This window comes from Enterobacter sp. CCUG 70166 (assembly GCF_020224095.1).
Classification (GTDB): Bacteria; Pseudomonadota; Gammaproteobacteria; order Enterobacterales; family Enterobacteriaceae; genus Enterobacter; species Enterobacter intestinihominis.
In genome coordinates this window covers 25,715-41,843 of the sequence record NZ_NRIQ01000033.1, presented here as the reverse complement: position 1 = coordinate 41,843, position 16,129 = coordinate 25,715, and the positions used below count along the sequence as shown (strand labels likewise).

General features: G+C 55.4%; 12 protein-coding genes and 1 pseudogene. 8 read left to right on the top strand and 5 right to left on the bottom strand.

All coding sequences use genetic code 11. The features are described 5' to 3' along the window. Positions 1-57 precede the first annotated feature (57 nt). Positions 58-2,487, bottom strand: coding sequence for a glucose/quinate/shikimate family membrane-bound PQQ-dependent dehydrogenase (locus CKK19_RS13700; protein ID WP_063854102.1), 2,430 nt, complete (start codon positions 2,485-2,487; stop codon positions 58-60). 634 nt (positions 2,488-3,121) lie between these two features. Between CKK19_RS13700 and CKK19_RS13695 the strand changes: the two genes are divergently transcribed. Continuing rightward, on the top strand, positions 3,122-3,322 hold the full coding sequence (locus tag CKK19_RS13695) for a hypothetical protein (protein ID WP_225455159.1): 201 nt from the start codon (positions 3,122-3,124) through the stop codon (positions 3,320-3,322). Between the two features lie 46 nt (positions 3,323-3,368). Here CKK19_RS13695 and CKK19_RS13690 read toward each other — a convergent pair whose 3' ends face one another. Beyond that, a complete protein-coding gene (locus CKK19_RS13690; RefSeq protein ID WP_023299981.1) occupies positions 3,369-4,235 on the bottom strand; it encodes an aldo/keto reductase family oxidoreductase in 867 nt (288 codons plus the stop codon). Between the two features lie 144 nt (positions 4,236-4,379). On the opposite strand from CKK19_RS13690, the gene tcp reads away from it, so the two are divergent. Further along, positions 4,380-6,038 (top strand): methyl-accepting chemotaxis citrate transducer, encoded by a 1,659-nt coding sequence (tcp, locus tag CKK19_RS13685; protein ID WP_023299980.1) that lies wholly within the window; start codon positions 4,380-4,382, stop codon positions 6,036-6,038. A 9-nt stretch (positions 6,039-6,047) separates the two neighbouring features. Here tcp and smrA read toward each other — a convergent pair whose 3' ends face one another. Both smrA and CKK19_RS13675 read right to left on the bottom strand, forming a co-directional pair. Next, positions 6,048-6,611: a DNA endonuclease SmrA gene (gene smrA / locus CKK19_RS13680; RefSeq protein ID WP_022647946.1), complete on the bottom strand. Its 564-nt coding sequence runs from the start codon at positions 6,609-6,611 to the stop codon at positions 6,048-6,050. Positions 6,612-6,961: 350 nt separating this feature from the next. Further along, a pseudogene (locus CKK19_RS13675) lies at positions 6,962-7,872 on the bottom strand (LysR family transcriptional regulator). Between the two features lie 175 nt (positions 7,873-8,047). Here CKK19_RS13675 and CKK19_RS13670 point away from each other — a divergent pair. The 6 genes from CKK19_RS13670 (at position 8,048) to uspE (ending at position 14,925) form a co-directional block, all read left to right on the top strand. Next, on the top strand, positions 8,048-9,358 hold the full coding sequence (locus tag CKK19_RS13670; RefSeq protein ID WP_225455158.1) for a M20 family metallo-hydrolase: 1,311 nt from the start codon (positions 8,048-8,050) through the stop codon (positions 9,356-9,358). After that, positions 9,358-10,803 (top strand): M20 family metallopeptidase, encoded by a 1,446-nt coding sequence (locus CKK19_RS13665; protein WP_063854106.1) that lies wholly within the window; start codon positions 9,358-9,360, stop codon positions 10,801-10,803. The genes CKK19_RS13670 and CKK19_RS13665 overlap by 1 nt, the downstream gene beginning before the upstream one ends. Before the next feature lie 46 nt (positions 10,804-10,849). Then, positions 10,850-12,376, top strand: coding sequence for a p-aminobenzoyl-glutamate transporter (abgT, locus tag CKK19_RS13660; RefSeq protein ID WP_045622841.1), 1,527 nt, complete (start codon positions 10,850-10,852; stop codon positions 12,374-12,376). Positions 12,377-12,385: 9 nt separating this feature from the next. Next, positions 12,386-12,901: a methylated-DNA--[protein]-cysteine S-methyltransferase gene (gene ogt, locus CKK19_RS13655; RefSeq protein ID WP_063854107.1), complete on the top strand. Its 516-nt coding sequence runs from the start codon at positions 12,386-12,388 to the stop codon at positions 12,899-12,901. 183 nt (positions 12,902-13,084) lie between these two features. Continuing rightward, on the top strand, positions 13,085-13,837 hold the full coding sequence (gene fnr / locus CKK19_RS13650; RefSeq protein ID WP_000611906.1) for a fumarate/nitrate reduction transcriptional regulator Fnr: 753 nt from the start codon (positions 13,085-13,087) through the stop codon (positions 13,835-13,837). A 137-nt stretch (positions 13,838-13,974) separates the two neighbouring features. After that, the gene (gene uspE, locus CKK19_RS13645) at positions 13,975-14,925 is read left to right on the top strand and encodes a universal stress protein UspE (protein ID WP_003857535.1); all 951 of its coding nucleotides are present in this window, start codon (positions 13,975-13,977) and stop codon (positions 14,923-14,925) included. Between the two features lie 38 nt (positions 14,926-14,963). Here the strand turns inward: uspE and CKK19_RS13640 are convergent, their stop codons facing one another. Then, complete coding sequence (locus CKK19_RS13640; protein ID WP_045308488.1) at positions 14,964-16,076, bottom strand: mechanosensitive ion channel family protein; 1,113 nt, start codon at positions 16,074-16,076, stop codon at positions 14,964-14,966. Positions 16,077-16,129: the final 53 nt, after the last annotated feature.

The window sequence follows — 16,129 nt, the reverse complement described above, 5'->3', positions numbered from 1 at the left end:
GTTTTTAGTCAAAAAAAAGCCCCGTACTACGACGGGGCCAGGTTGCTTATTTCGCTGTTATTTATCCAGCGCGTAGGCAATCACGTAGTCACCACGATCCGGCGACTGGCGTGCACCGCCAGCAGAGATCAGAATGTACTGTTTGCCGGTTTTCGGTGATACATAGCTGATAGGTCCGCCCTGGCTACCCACCGGAAGACGCGCTTTCCACACTTCTTCCCCCGTAGAGGAATCAAAGGCGCGCAGGTAGTAATCCTGGGTTCCCGCAATGAAGACCAGACCGCCCTGCGTGGCCAGCGTACCGCCCAGCGTCGGCATACCGACAGGCATTGGCATACGCATTTTTACCCCAAACGGACCGGTATCCTGTACGGTACCGACCGGCACCTGCCAGACGATTTTCTGCGTTTTCAGGTCAATGGCGGAGAGAGAGCCAAACGGTGGTTTCTGACACGGAATGCCCAGCGGTGACATGAAACGGTTTTTGTTGACCGAATACGGCGTTCCTTTCATCGGAACAGCACCCATCCCGGCGTTCACGGCTTCACCGCCCGTATTTGCCACCGCGCTCTGCGGATCTTGTTTAATCAGCTGGACCCACAGACCCAGACGCATGTCGTTGACAAAGATGTACTGGTTGTTCGGATCCGTGGACAGACTACCCCAGTTCATTCCCCCCAGCGAGCCCGGGAAGCTCAGGGAAATATCGGTTCCCGGCATCGTGTACAGACCGTCATAACGCATTGATTTGAAGCTGATACGGCAGGCCAGCTGGTCAAACGGCGTCGCCCCCCACATATCCGATTCTTTCAGGGTTTCCGCGCCAATCTGCGGCATTCCCACAGAGCGCGGCTGCGTTGCCGGGTACTGTTCACGTGGAATATCCGCTGGTTTTACCGGAACCTCTTTCACTTCAGTGAGCGGTTTACCCGTCAGGCGATCAAGAACGTAAATTTGCCCCGCTTTGGTGCCCACCACCACCGCGGGCTTGTTGCCCTCTTTCGTCGGGAAATCAACCAGGCTCGGCTGCATCGGGATATCGAAATCCCAGAGGTCGTTATGCACGGTCTGGTATACCCACTTCTCTTTCCCGGTTGTCGCATCCAGCGCCAGGATTGAGGTGGCGTACTTGTGGTCTTCCGGAATACGGTCAGCGCCCCACAGGTCAACAGAGGAACTTCCCATCGGGATAAACACGGTATTCATCGACGCATCCCAGGACATAGGGGCCCAGGAGTTTGCGGAGCTGCGTTTGTAGTGTTCGCCCGGCTTCAGAACGTAGTTCGGATCCGGATTACGCGGATCGAACGCCCAGCGCAGCAGGCCGGTGATCACGTCATAACCACGTATAACGCCGCCCGGCATATCGGTGCTGACGTTATCCGCAACGCGGCCGCCAACCACGACCGTGGTACCCGCCAGCGTCGGGGCCGACGTCAGCACGTAGGTGGGATCTGACGCGTCGCCCATTCCTTCATGCAGGTTAACGCTGCCGTTAGTACCGAAGTCCGGGCAGAATTTGCCGTTATCGGCGTCTAACGCGATCAGCTTACCCTCAATGGTATTCATCAGGATACGGCGCTGGCATGCCGCGCCCGGTGCGACCTGCGCTGGCAGAACCGGTGTGGAGCCGGCTACCGTTGGCTGTGCCAGCGGTTTGGTGGCATCAAAGTACGCCAGGCCACGGCAGCGCATCCAGATGGCAGACTTAGCGTTGATTTCCGCTTTCCAGATCTCTTTCCCGCTATCGGCATCCACGGCGATCACGTTGTTATGCGGCGTACAGAGGAAGACACGATCGCCTACCTGTAGCGGCGTTTGCTGATCTTCTGCGCCATTGCCATCCGGACTTTGCGGAATATCACCGGTATGGTAGGTCCAGACCGGTTTCAGGTTTTTCACGTTGTCACGGGTTATCTGGTCCAGCGCCACAAAGCGACTACCGCCAGCCGTATTACCGTAGTGATCCCAGTTCTGCTGTTTCGCCTCTTCCTTTACCGGCACCAGCGGGCGCTTTTCGCCGCTAAACGGCACGGTCGGATGGGGTTGAAACATCTGAACAAAGGTGACGCCCATGCCGATAATAAGGACCGCGCAGACCGCCATCGCCCCTTTCGTGGAGGACGGTTTTCCTTCACGATTACGCAATGCAGGCCAGGTGGCTGCTGCCAGCACCATCAGCCCGGCGGGTACCATTAATCGGGAAACCAGGGGCCAGAAGTCGAGTCCGGCATCGAAAAATGCCCAAATCAGGGTGCCAAGAAACACCAGAGCAAACAGCCCTACGGCAGAGGATTTGCGGCGGAAAAACTGAATTGCAGAGAGCAGCGTGAAAACCCCGGCAATGAGAAAGTACCAACTCCCCCCCAGGGAAACCAGTTTAAAACCGCCGATGGCAAAAAACAGCCCCGTCACAAGAAGTACCACACCCACCAGCAGGCACCACGGGCCTAACCAGCCCAATGGGCGGGGATTATTGTCTGACATAAAAATGAATCTCCTGATTACTTTATATAAAGCAGGGTTTTATTAACTGCCACGATGTTAAAACCCTGCACAACGCTAATTGTTCGTATGCGAAGCATAAATTAAAAAGAGAACGTAGACAAAATCTATTATGTCGGAAGAAATGAAAACCAGCGCAATTGCATGGGTTTAACAGGGTTAAAATAGCGAATATCGCTAACTACGTCACCGATGCTGGAATATATGACCAGCCGAAAGTTGCTTAAAGGATTAATATCAGGATTCCCCCAAGGCCGGTCTTATAGCGTCAGATTTTTACAGCTGAGCCTTCAAACAGAAGTTTTAATTAAGCAATAACCATGAATAAGCACAGGGATAAACCTGAGTTCAGTTTCAGGAAGAAATTATCAATAATTTTAGAGCGTCTGGTGCGTTGAACATTCCGTCATTATCAGCACTGAAAATGTGACCTTCCGCATCAAAGCGGACTCACAGCGTGACAATACAAACACTATCAAATCACTTAATGAAGTCTTGAATCGCAGAAAAGCCAAACAATAATTCACTGTGCTTTCACTACACGTTGACTTTACACCAAGACTAGCGCATATTTTACAGCACAAATTAACAAGACAATTTTTGGAGGACGTTTTCTATGCCAGCCCGTGATTATCCCGACAAGCGTGTTGCTCGCGGTGTAGCAAAGGAGGCCGATCTCAGGATGTTAAGTGCGCGCATCGATCCAGCGCTGATGGAGTACATCCGCATTACTGCGTATGAAACACGGAAAAGTAAGCAGGAAATCGTGGCGGAAGCGTTAGTACTTCACCGCCAAAGGAATCAGATTGTGTCATAAACACCAAAAGCCCGAAAAATCCCCCGGGCTTTTGCTGCTGTCTGGATTACTCCACCAGCGTATTTAACGTCTCCAGCGCCTCAGGCGGCAATACCAGATCGGCTGCCGCCAGGTTTTCACGCAGATGCGCCACCGAAGAAGTACCCGGGATCAAGAGGATATTTGGCGAGCGTTGCAGCAGCCATGCCAGCGCCACCTGCATAGGCGTCGCATCCAGTGAATCTGCCACCGCCTGTAGTCCGGAAGATTGCAGTGGCGTGAAACCACCCAGTGGGAAGAACGGCACCCAGGCAATCCCCTGCTGCGCCAGCGAATCTACCAGCGCATCGTCACCGCGATTCACCACGTTGTACATGTTCTGTACGCATACCACGGAAACCATCTTCTGCGCTTCAGCCACCTGCGAAGCAGTGACGTTGCTCAGCCCAATATGGCGAACCAGCCCCTGTTGTTGCAGCTCCGCGAGGGTGCTTAGCGGCGCGGCAATCGAGCCTTCCGCTGGTCCGTGGGCGCTAAACATGATCCGCAGGTTAACCACGTCCAGCACATCTCGCTTCAGGTTGCGCAGGTTGTCATGCACCGCCTGCGTCAGCTCCTGGGCGGAAAACGCCGGCAGCCAGGAGGCGTCCTCGCCGCGTCGGGCTCCGATCTTGGTCACAATCGTAAGGTCATCCCGGTACGGATGAAGCGCCTCGCAGATAAGCTGGTTGGTCACATGGGGGCCGTAAAAATCGCTGGTATCAATGTGATTTACCCCCGACTCTACCGCTTCACGCAACACCGCCAGCGCCGCATTTTTGTCTTTTGGCGGACCAAAAACGCCAGGTCCGGCAAGCTGCATCGCGCCATAGCCAAACCGTTTCACCGTACGCGTTCCGAGCGTGAATGTTCCGCATTTATCTATGCTGCTCATGCTGACCTTCCTCATTAAAATGATCCGGGGTTACAACAGGTTCCGCAACGAAACCATTAGTTAAGCAATAGTAAAATTAAAGTTTAAATTCGCTACGACGATAGTATTGATGTAACCCTGCCTCTTCTATTACGGATGACCGCCATGCTGAAAAATCTGCACGTGATTACCGGTATTATCTTTGCCCTCACCATATTCTGTCTGCTGCAAGTTGTCACGGGAGGGTTGTTCTACTCTGCCGTTAACAACGATCGTCACAACTTTCAGAACTCCGGGTTGCTCAATGCCCAGCAGGAGAGCCTGAGCGACAGTGTGAACACCCTGGTGAAAACGCGCGTTACCGTCACCCGCGTGGCGATCCGCTACCTGAAAAACCAGCGCGACCCGGCCTCTCTCGCAGCGATCAACACGCTGCTGGGCACCGCCAATGGTTCGCTGGCCAAAGCCGAAGACTATTACAAAAACTGGCAGGCGATTCCGCAGGTGAAGGGGCAAAATGCCGCGCTCACCGAAGAGATGCAGAAAGCCTGGAAGAACATGCACGAGGTAATGCGCTTGTCCATTGCGTACTTGCGCGCCGATAACTATCAGGCCTATGGCGACCTGGACGCCCAGCAGGCGCAGGATGAGATGGAGGCGGTCTATACCCGCTGGCGCGCGGAAAACAACGTCCTGCTGAAAGCCGCCGCCGAAGAGAACCAGAACAGCTTTACCCAGATGCAGTGGACGCTGGCAGCGATCTTCCTGACCGTTATCGCCGTGCTGGTGGTGATCTGGCAGGGTTTACAGCACCTGCTCCTGAGACCGCTCAACGCCATCATGAACCATATTCGCACCATCGCGAGCGGCGATCTGACGCAAAACGTCGCGATTACCGGGCGCAACGAAATGGGCCAGCTGGCCGCCGGTCTGCATGAGATGCAACAGTCGCTGGTCAGCACCGTCAGCGCCGTGCGCGGCAGCACAGACTCTATCTACACGGGCGCAGGAGAAATTGCCGCCGGGAGTAACGACCTTTCCGCCCGAACCGAGCAGCAGGCAGCCTCGCTGGAAGAGACCGCCGCCAGCATGGAAGAGCTGACGGCCACGGTGAAACAGAACTCGGATAACGCTCGTCAGGCGACGCTGCTGGCAAAGAATGCGTCTGAAACCGCCGCACGCGGCGGCCAGGTGGTGAATAATGTAGTGCGTACCATGAATGACATTGCCGACAGTTCTCAGCAAATTGCGCATATCACCGGCGTTATCGATAGCATTGCCTTCCAGACCAACATTCTGGCGCTCAACGCGGCGGTTGAAGCCGCCCGTGCCGGCGAACAAGGCCGCGGCTTTGCGGTGGTGGCAGGCGAAGTACGGACGCTGGCCAGCCGCAGCGCGCAGGCGGCAAAAGAGATCAAAGGGCTTATTGAAAACTCCGTCAGCCGGGTGAATACCGGCTCGGAACAGGTGAGCGAGGCGGGTGCGACCATGAAAGAGATCGTCGCGGCCGTGACACGCGTAACCGATATTATGGCTGAAATCTCGTCGGCGTCTGACGAGCAAAGCCGCGGTATTGAACAGGTCAGCCTGGCGGTCTCGCAGATGGACAGCGTAACGCAGCAAAACGCCGCGCTGGTACAGGAGTCGGCAACGGCGGCGGCGGCGCTGGAAGATCAGTCTGAACAGCTGCGCCAGGCCGTGGCGGCATTCCGGCTGAACATGCAGGAAAACACCGCTCCGCGGCCAAAAAATACAAAAGCACCGCAACTGTTGCGTCCCGCCACGGTCAGTGCCTCAGGTGACACAAACTGGGAGACGTTCTAGGCCTTACCGTTAACGGCTGTGCTTGGCGTGACGTTCCCAGTTCTCCTGTTTCGCCTCATCGGATTTTCGGAGTGAAACATAACATGCCCCGCTGCCGCCGTGATGCGGCAGCGCCACGCAGAAAGCCTGCACGTCCTCGAACTCGGTTAACCAGCGGGCAAGATAACTGCGCACCACGTTCGGGTGCGAATTCTGCTCGCGGCCCTTCCCGTGAATGATAATCAGGTTACGTAAACCGTCGCGGCTGGCCTGGCGAATGAAGGCGTACAGCATCTGGCGGCAGCGTTCGGCGGGCTGACGCAACAGATTTAAGCTGGCCTGTCGGGCGTATTTACCCGAGCGCAGCTTGTCAATAACGCCCTGCTGAACGCCCTCGCGCTGGAACATCAGCGGCTCTTCAAGCGGCAAGAGTTCCAGGAAACCCAGTGTGAGAAAGTTGTCGAGCTGCTCGGTATCGATCTCCTGGCGAACCCGGGTATTACGGCTTTGCTGCCAGTGGATATCGGTGCAGCGTTTCAGGGGCTGGACATCCTCCATGGCGTCAAGAAAAAGTGATTTGTCGTCAGGGTTCATGGAAATCCTCCGGGCACATCGGGGCTTGTACTATACCTGCACCGGGCATGGGCCTCAATAACCCTTACCGCAAGGGGCAAGATAAATATTAATCTGATGAATATATATAGCTACCATTAAAGTTATTTAAATATTACTTAACTAAAACTACAGCAGAGTTAAAATAAGTGATTTGCGTTGAAATTTTGTAAAACCAATGACGTGCCGCCTTTCTTTTTTCAGGAAAGATGTTATACCTAAATATACCTGCCTCATGGATATAATACCCAGGATTTGCGAAAGGACGCACTGCTGTGTGTACTGTAGGGTCTGTCTGATGTCGGACAGGCTCTATTTTTTCTTTGGCAATTTCACGATAAAACTATTTTTCTCGCTTCCCTTCTGAATTGTGTAATTAATGATTCAGCCAGGGGCGTTTGGCGTGCATCACGGCGCTGAATTAAATAATAGGCCGCTCTGGGAAGTGTTTCCACAACCGGCAGGATGACCAGCCGGTGCGCCAGCAGCGGGTCGCAGCCCAACTCCTGCGGCAGCACCTCAGGAAGTCACTTTGTGCGACAAGGCTAATACAGGACGAAAAGGTTTCGCAAACGACGCCAATACGCGGTATCTGCGAGCGATGATGAAATATATCCTCAAGCTGCTTATAATAACTTCCCCGCGGCGTTGGCATTGTCCAGTTATAATGAAGAAGTTCATTAATAGAGGTAGCCCCCAACGCCGGATGTCCTTCCCGACAAAATACCGCAAAAGGTTTCTCAAAGAGTTTTTCAAACGTAAATTCGTGATCGTAAGGCCCCTGATAATAGGTATTGATGGTAAAGTCCAGCTCACCCTGGCGTAATTCATTGATCATTGATACCAGCTGACCTTCCATAATCCGCACCTTGATCTGAGGATGCTGCGCATGAAAACGGGAGATAACGGCGGGCATCAGGCTGCGCGCCACGCTGGCACCCATCCCAATATTGATCTGCCCGGTCAGCTCCCCCTGACGCTGACGGATATCATCCTGCGCTGCGCGAAGCTCTTCCAGAATCAAATTAGCGCGGTGATAAAACCCTTCCCCGCACTCGGTCAGGGCGACACCTTTACTCCGGCGCACAAACAGTTGTGCCGCCATGCCCTCTTCCAGCTCTTTAATGGATTTAGTCAGCGCGGGCTGCGAAAGATTCAGCACCCGGCTGGCTCCGCGAATACTGCCCTGACGCGCCACTTCGACAAAAGCCCGAATTTGATGAAATTTAATCTGAAATGACATAACCCGACCGATAACCGTTGTTTATCAGAGTAAAGAAACTGTCATCTACTTTAATGGAATCGGATGTGCGAGGGTAATTCCTGAACGGTTAAAACTGTGAAAAATCGCTTAGTGATAAGTAAAAACTATCACAGCGTGAAGCAGTTCACATATTTTAATGATGACAGGAAAAGATATGAACGCACTGGCGCAGTACATCCACACATTAGCCCCCCAACTGAGCGCATGGCGTCGCGATTTTCACCATTTCGCGGAATCCGGCTGGGTGGAGTTTCGCACTGCCGCGAAAGTCTCGGAGATCCTGGACTCGCTGGGTTACGAGCTGGCGATGGGTCGCGATGTCGTGGATGCCGAAAGCCGGATGGGGTTGCCCGATGACGCAACCCTGGCGCGGGAATTTGCCCGCGCCCGCGCGCAAGGCGCACCGGAAAAATGGCTCGCGCCGTTCGAAGGCGGGTTCACCGGCGTTGTCGCGACCCTGAATACCGGTCGCCCCGGCCCGACGCTGGCCTTTCGCGTGGACATGGATGCGCTTGATCTGAGCGAAGCGCATGACGACAGCCACCGGCCGTACCGCGACGGTTTTGCCTCCTGCAACCCGGGCATGATGCACGCCTGCGCGCACGACGGCCACACCACCATTGGTCTGGGGCTGGCGCAGGTGCTTAAGCAGCATGAAGCCCAGCTCAACGGCACCATCAAACTGATCTTCCAGCCTGCCGAAGAGGGTACGCGCGGCGCCCGCGCTATGGTCGCTGCAGGGGCGCTGGACGACGTGGACTACTTTACCGCCATTCATATTGGAACCGGCGTTCCGGAAGGGACGGTGATCTGCGGCAGCGATAACTTCATGGCGACCACCAAATTTGACGTGCGCTTTACCGGCGTTGCCGCACACGCTGGCGGTAAACCGGAAGAGGGCCGTAACGCCCTGCTCGCGGCGGCCCAGGCCGCTATCGCGCTGCATGGCATCGCGCCACACAGCGAAGGCGCGTCCCGGGTTAACGTCGGAGTCATGCAGGCGGGCAGCGGACGCAACGTGGTTCCGGCTGATGCGTTGCTTAAGGTTGAAACCCGCGGCGAAAGCGAGGCGATTAATCATTATGTCTTTGAGCGCGCGCAGGCGGTGATTACCGGCGCGGCGGCGCTCTACGGCGTAACAGCCGGGATAAACCTGATGGGGGCGGCGACCTCCAGTGCCCCCTCCCCGGCCTGGGTCGATTTTCTGCGCGAACAGGCAATCCAGGTGCCCGGCGTGACTCATGCCATTAATAAGGTCAAAGCGCCTGCGGGCTCCGAAGATGCCACGCTAATGATGGCCCGCGTGCAGCAGAACGGCGGCATGGCCTCGTATATGGTCTTCGGCACCGAACTGAGCGCCGGACATCACAACGAAAAATTCGATTTTGATGAGCAGGTGATGAACGTTGCCATCGAAACACTGGCGCGAACTGCGCTTAATTTCCCGTGGACGCGAGGTGTGTAATGCAGGAGAACTACGCTTTTATCGCTGATGCCATCGACACGCGATGTCAGACGTTTACCGATATTGCCGACGACATCTGGGATCATCCCGAAACGCGCTTTGAAGAGTTCTGGTCCGCCGAACGGCTTGCCAGCGCGCTGGAAGCCGAGGGCTTTACCCTGATGCGGGAAGCCGGAGGCATTCCCAACGCCTTTATTGCCAGCTACGGCAGCGGCAAGCCCGTTATCGCCCTTCTGGGCGAATACGACGCCCTGGCCGGGTTGAGCCAGCAGGCGCACTGCGCGACGGCGCAATCCGCCACCCCGGGGGCTAACGGCCATGGCTGCGGGCATAACCTGTTGGGTACTGCTGCCTTTGCCGGTGCGGTGGCGGTGAAAAGCTGGCTGGAACAGCACGGCGGCAGCGGAACGGTACGATTTTACGGCTGCCCCGGCGAGGAAGGCGGCTCCGGTAAAACCTTTATGGTGCGTGAAGGATTATTTGACGATGTGGACGCTGCCGTGACCTGGCATCCGGAAGCCTTTGCCGGGATGTTTAACGTCAGCACGCTGGCCAATATTCAGGCCGCCTGGCGGTTTAAGGGGATCGCCGCCCACGCCGCAAACTCCCCACATCTGGGACGTAGCGCGCTGGATGCCGTGACGTTGATGACCACCGGCACAAACTTCCTCAACGAACACATCATTGAAAAAGCGCGCGTTCATTACGCCATCACCGATACCGGCGGAATTTCGCCTAACGTGGTGCAGGCCCAGGCAGAAGTGCTGTACCTGATCCGCGCCCCGGAGATGGCCGATGCGCAGCAGATCTACGCGCGCATCGAGAAAATCGCCAAGGGCGCGGCGATGATGACCGAAACCACAGTCGAGTGTCGCTTTGATAAAGCCTGCTCCAGCTATCTGCCGAACCGTACGCTCGAAGCGGCCATGTACCGCGCATTGCAGCATTACGGCACGCCGGACTGGACGGAAGAAGAACGCGAATTTGCCCGTGAAATCCGCGCCACGCTCACGGCAAACGACCTGCAAAACAGCCTGAAAAACATTGCCGCAACGGGAGCCGAAGAGGGAAAAGCCTTTGCCCGACGCCATCAGGAGACGCTGCTGGTGGATGAAGTTGCCCCTTACGCCATCACCGATAACGTGCTGGCTGGCTCCACCGACGTGGGGGATGTCAGCTGGAAGATGCCTGTCGCACAGTGCTTTAGCCCCTGTTTTACCGTCGGCACCCCGCTGCACACCTGGCAATTGGTGGCGCAGGGGCGTACCTCTATTGCCCATAAAGGCATGCTGCTGGCCGGAAAAGTGATGGGCGCGACCGCGCTGCATCTGCTTCAGGATGCCGACCTGCTGCGAAAATGTCGGGAAGAATTCGAACAACACATAACAGAAAAACCGTACGAGTGTCCGATCCCGCAGGACGTGACACCGTCACCTTTAAAATAAAAAAACACAACACAACACAACACAACAACAGTCCCGAGGAACGCCCATGAGTATGTCATCCATACCTTCGCATTCCCCATCCGGTAAGCTCTATGGCTGGGTTGAAAGGATCGGTAATAAAGTGCCGCACCCTTTCCTGCTTTTTATCTATTTAATTGTCATCCTGATGGTCGCGACAGCCGTGCTGTCCGCCTTTGATGTGAGCGTGCGCAGTCCGGCCGACGGCAGCATGGTGGCCGTAAAAAATCTGCTCAGCGTGGAGGGGTTGCACTGGTTTTTGCCGAACGTGATTAAAAACTTCAGCGGTTTTGCGCCGCTGGGCGCCATCCTGGCGCTGGTGTTAGGCGCTGGTCTGGCCGAACGCGTGGGTCTGCTGCCCGCGCTGATGGTGAAAATGGCCTCGCACGTCAGCGCGCGTTATGCCAGCTATATGGTGCTGTTTATTGCCTTCTTCAGCCATATCTCGTCCGACGCGGCGCTGGTGATCATGCCGCCGATGGGGGCGCTGATTTTCCTCGCCGTTGGCCGTCATCCTGTTGCGGGCCTGCTGTCAGCGATCGCGGGCGTCGGCTGTGGGTTTACCGCTAACCTGCTTATTGTGACCACCGATGTGCTGCTCTCCGGCATCAGCACGGAGGCAGCCAGCACCATCGATGCGGCCATGCACGTCAGCGTGATCGACAACTGGTACTTTATGGCCAGTTCGGTGATTGTCCTGACGATTGTCGGGGGGCTGATTACCGATAAGATCGTTGAGCCGCGCCTGGGTAAATGGGAAGGCCGGAGCGATGAAAAGCTGGAGACGCTGAGCAAAGAGCAGCAGTTCGGCCTGCGCGTCGCCGGGATCGTCTCGCTGGCGTTCATTGCGGCTGTGGCGCTGATGGTGGTGCCGGAGAATGGCGTGTTGCGCGATCCGATCAAACACACCGTACTTCCCTCGCCGTTTATTCAGGGTATTGTGCCGCTGATAATTCTCTTCTTCTTCGTCGTTTCGCTCGCCTACGGCATCGCTACCGGTAAAATCCGCCGTCAGGGAGATCTGCCGCACCTGATGATCGAGCCGATGAAGGAGATGGCGGGTTTTATCGTGATGGTGTTCCCGCTGGCGCAGTTTGTGGCCATGTTTAACTGGAGCAACATGGGCAAGTTTATGGCCGTGAGCCTGACGGACGCGCTGGAGGCGGCGGGGTTGAGCGGGGTTCCGGCGTTTGTCGGCCTGGCGCTGCTGTCGTCCCTGCTGTGCATGTTTATTGCCAGCGGGTCGGCCATCTGGTCGATTCTGGCCCCCATTTTTGTCCCCATGTTTATGATGCTCGGCTTTCATCCGGCATTCGCCCAGATCCTGTTCCGTGTCGCCGATTCCTCAGTGATCCCGCTGGCGCCCGTGTCACCCTTCGTTCCGCTGTTTTTAGGCTTCCTGCAACGCTACAGACCGGAGGCTAAGCTGGGTACCTACTATTCGCTGGTTCTGCCCTATCCGCTTATTTTCTTAGGGGTATGGCTGGTGATGCTGGTGGCGTGGTATCTTGTCGGCCTGCCGATTGGACCGGGTGTTTACCCGAGGCTGAACTAAGGAGTACTGATGCTGAGATTACTCGAAGATAAGATTGCGACGCCGCTGGGGCCGCTGTGGGTTATCGCGGATGAAGCGTTCAATCTGCGCGCGGTTGAGTGGGAAGAGCACAGCGACCGGATGGTTGAGCTGCTCAACATCCATTATCGCGCCGAGGGTTACGAGCGTATTACTGCCCATAATCCTGGCGGGCTGAGCGATAAACTGACGGCCTACTTCGAGGGCGATCTCAGCATTATTAATACCCTGCCAACCGCCACGGCGGGTACCCCTTTCCAGCGCGAGGTGTGGCAGGCGCTGCGTAATATTCCCTGCGGACAGGTAATGCACTACGGTCAGCTGGCAGAGCAGCTTGGCCGTACCGGCGCGGCGCGCGCAGTCGGTGCGGCGAATGGCTCAAATCCCGTCAGCATTGTGGTGCCTTGCCATCGCGTGATCGGGCGCAACGGCACCCTCATCGGCTATGCCGGGGGCGTACAGCGTAAAGAGTGGCTGCTGCGTCACGAAGGGTATTTTCTGCTGTAATTCCCAGGCTTTTTGTGCTTAATTTTCTTCCTGTTAGGCTAATAATCCTTAATCATTCTGTGGAATTTCAAGGAGATGGCAACTCGCTGCCGTCTCTTGTCTTTATTGGGGGTTTGCCAGACTTACGTCCTTACCAAAAAGATGTTAAAATTGACCAATATCAATTAAGGCTTGAGCAAACCTATGATCCCGGAAAAGCGAATTATACGACGCATTCAGTCTGGCGGTTGTGCTATCCATTGCCAGGATTGCAGCATCAGCCAGCTCTGTATCCCGTTTACTCTGAATGAGCATGAACTCGATCAGCTTGACAATATCATCGAGCGCAAAAAGCCTATTCAGAAAGGGCAGACGCTGTTTAAAGCGGGAGACGAACTGAAATCGCTCTATGCTATCCGTTCTGGCACCATCAAAAGCTACACCATTACCGAACAGGGCGACGAGCAGATCACTGGCTTCCATCTGGCGGGCGATTTAGTCGGCTTTGACGCCATCGGCAGTGGCCATCACCCGAGCTTTGCTCAGGCCCTGGAAACCTCTATGGTTTGTGAAATCCCGTTTGAAACGCTGGACGATCTGTCCGGTAAGATGCCGAACCTGCGTCAGCAGATGATGCGTCTGATGAGCGGTGAGATCAAAGGCGATCAGGATATGATCCTGCTGCTTTCCAAAAAGAATGCCGAAGAGCGTCTGGCCGCCTTTATCTATAACCTCTCCCGCCGTTTCGCGGAACGTGGCTTCTCCCCACGCGAATTCCGTCTGACCATGACGCGTGGCGATATTGGTAACTATCTGGGCCTGACCGTGGAAACCATCAGCCGTCTGCTGGGTCGTTTCCAGAAGAGCGGAATGCTGGCGGTTAAAGGTAAGTACATCACCATTGAAAACGGTGAAGCGCTGGCCATTCTGGCGGGTCACTCACGTAACGTGGCATAACTCTCCCGGATATCTTATGCCAGGTCGATAAATTTTCATAATTATTGATCTGGCAAAAACTTCCCCCCTGTTTCATTCAAGATATATAGGTTACTCTTTTACTTACAGACTGTGGTGACAGTAGTAAGGAGACCTGTATGGCAAAGTATCAAAATATGCTGGTGGCTATCGATCCGAATCAGGACGATCAGCCAGCATTACGACGTGCTGTGTATTTACATCAACGGATTGGTGGCAAAATTAAAGCCTTTTTGCCGATTTATGACTTCTCATACGAGATGACCACCCTTCTGTCGCCTGACGAGCGCACCGCTATGCGTCAGGGAGTGATCAGCCAGCGTACCGCGTGGATCCGCGAGCAGGCGAAGTATTATCTGGAAGCGGGCGTACCTATCGATATCAAGGTGGTCTGGCACAACCGTCCTTTTGAAGCCATTATTCAGGAAGTGGTGGCCGGTGGGCATGACCTGCTGCTGAAAATGGCGCACCAGCATGACAAACTGGAATCCGTGATTTTCACCCCGACCGACTGGCACCTGCTGCGCAAATGCCCTTGTCCGGTATGGATGGTGAAAGATCAGCCGTGGCCTGAGGGCGGGAAAGCCGTCGTGGCGGTCAATCTGGCCAGCGAAGAGGATTATCACAATTCGCTGAACGAGAAGCTGGTGAAGGAGACCCTTCAGCTTGCCGACCAGGTTAACCACACTGAAGTCCATCTGGTGGGTGCCTATCCGGTTACGCCAATCAATATCGCCATCGAACTGCCTGAATTTGACCCGAGCGTGTATAACGACGCGATTCGCGGTCAGCATCTGCTGGCCATGAAAGCGCTGCGCCAGAAATTCAGTATCGATGAGAACATGACCCACGTAGAAAAAGGGTTACCGGAAGAGGTTATTCCGGATCTGGCGGAGCATTTGCAGGCCGGGATTGTGGTGCTGGGCACCATTGGCCGGACCGGTATTTCTGCCGCGTTCCTGGGTAATACCGCCGAGCAGGTGATCGACCATCTTCGCTGCGACCTTCTGGTTATCAAACCGGATCAGTATCAGACGCCGGTTGAACTGGACGATGAGGAAGACGATTGACCCCAAAATGAAAGCCCGCCGGTAACGGCGGGCTTTTTTTATTGCGCTTCGCTCAACCGTTGCGCCGGTGCCTCGTCGCCAGCATTCATCCAGGGCGCGTGCAGAACCATGCTCGGCAGCGCCAGCTTGATCTCTTGCTGGTTCAGCCCCTCCAGAATACGAATATTGATCTCCTGCTGAATATCCATGTACTTGTTGTAATCAGCCGTATTAACAATATGGACCACCTCGAAGGTCAGGCGATCGCGATCGAAGCCCAGGAAATGGGCGCGGTCAAACTTCGTTTCCCCGACGTCGGTAATGATCTGTTTGACCATATCACCCACTGAACGCAGTTTTTCCGGCGCCGTGTCGCTGGCGACCCCGAAGGTAAAGACGATCCGGCGCGTTTGCATCCGCTTGTAGTTATGCAGCGTCTGTTGCAGCAGGATGGCGTTCCCGCAAACAATCTGCTCCCCGCTCAGGCTACGGATACGGGTGGTTTTCAGGCCGATGTGCTCTACCGTCCCGGCGACATCGTTAAACACCACAAAATCGCCGATTTCGAACGGCTTATCAAAACCGATGGAGAGCGATGCAAACACGTCGCTCAGGATCGTTTGCACCGCGAGGGCGATAGCAATACCCCCTACCCCAAGGCTGGCAACCAGAGCAGTGATGTTGACGCCCGCGTTAGCAAGAATAGACAGCAGCATCACTGACCAGACAATGGCACGGAGGATAAGCCCCGTGATCACCAGCGTCACCGGGTTTTTATGGCTTCCCGGCGCCAGCATGACGTGACGAAGCCACGATACCACCCCCTGATCCATCCACAGCGCCACCTGGATAGCGAAGACCAGGAACCAGGCGTGGCTCACGGTACCAAAGAGATGATCCGGTAAGTCGACGAAACGCAGGCTGAACAGCAGCGCCACGACAAAAAGCAGGAAGCGGCTGGTGCGGTTAAGCATATCCGTCAGGATAAAGCGCATCCGGTTGGTGGTGGGATGCTTGTCGCCCCAGGTGGTGATCCCTCTCTTAACAAAGGCGATCAGGCGCGTCAGCAGCCAGTACACCAGCAGAGTTACAAAGACTACCGTGGCGACGCCAATCCAGAATGATGGCGTCATCATCAGCGCGATGATGTCAAAGCGGGACAGAAATTGCATTACACCTCCTCGTATTACACAAAGGGTAAAGTATAGACAGAGGAGAATGGCTG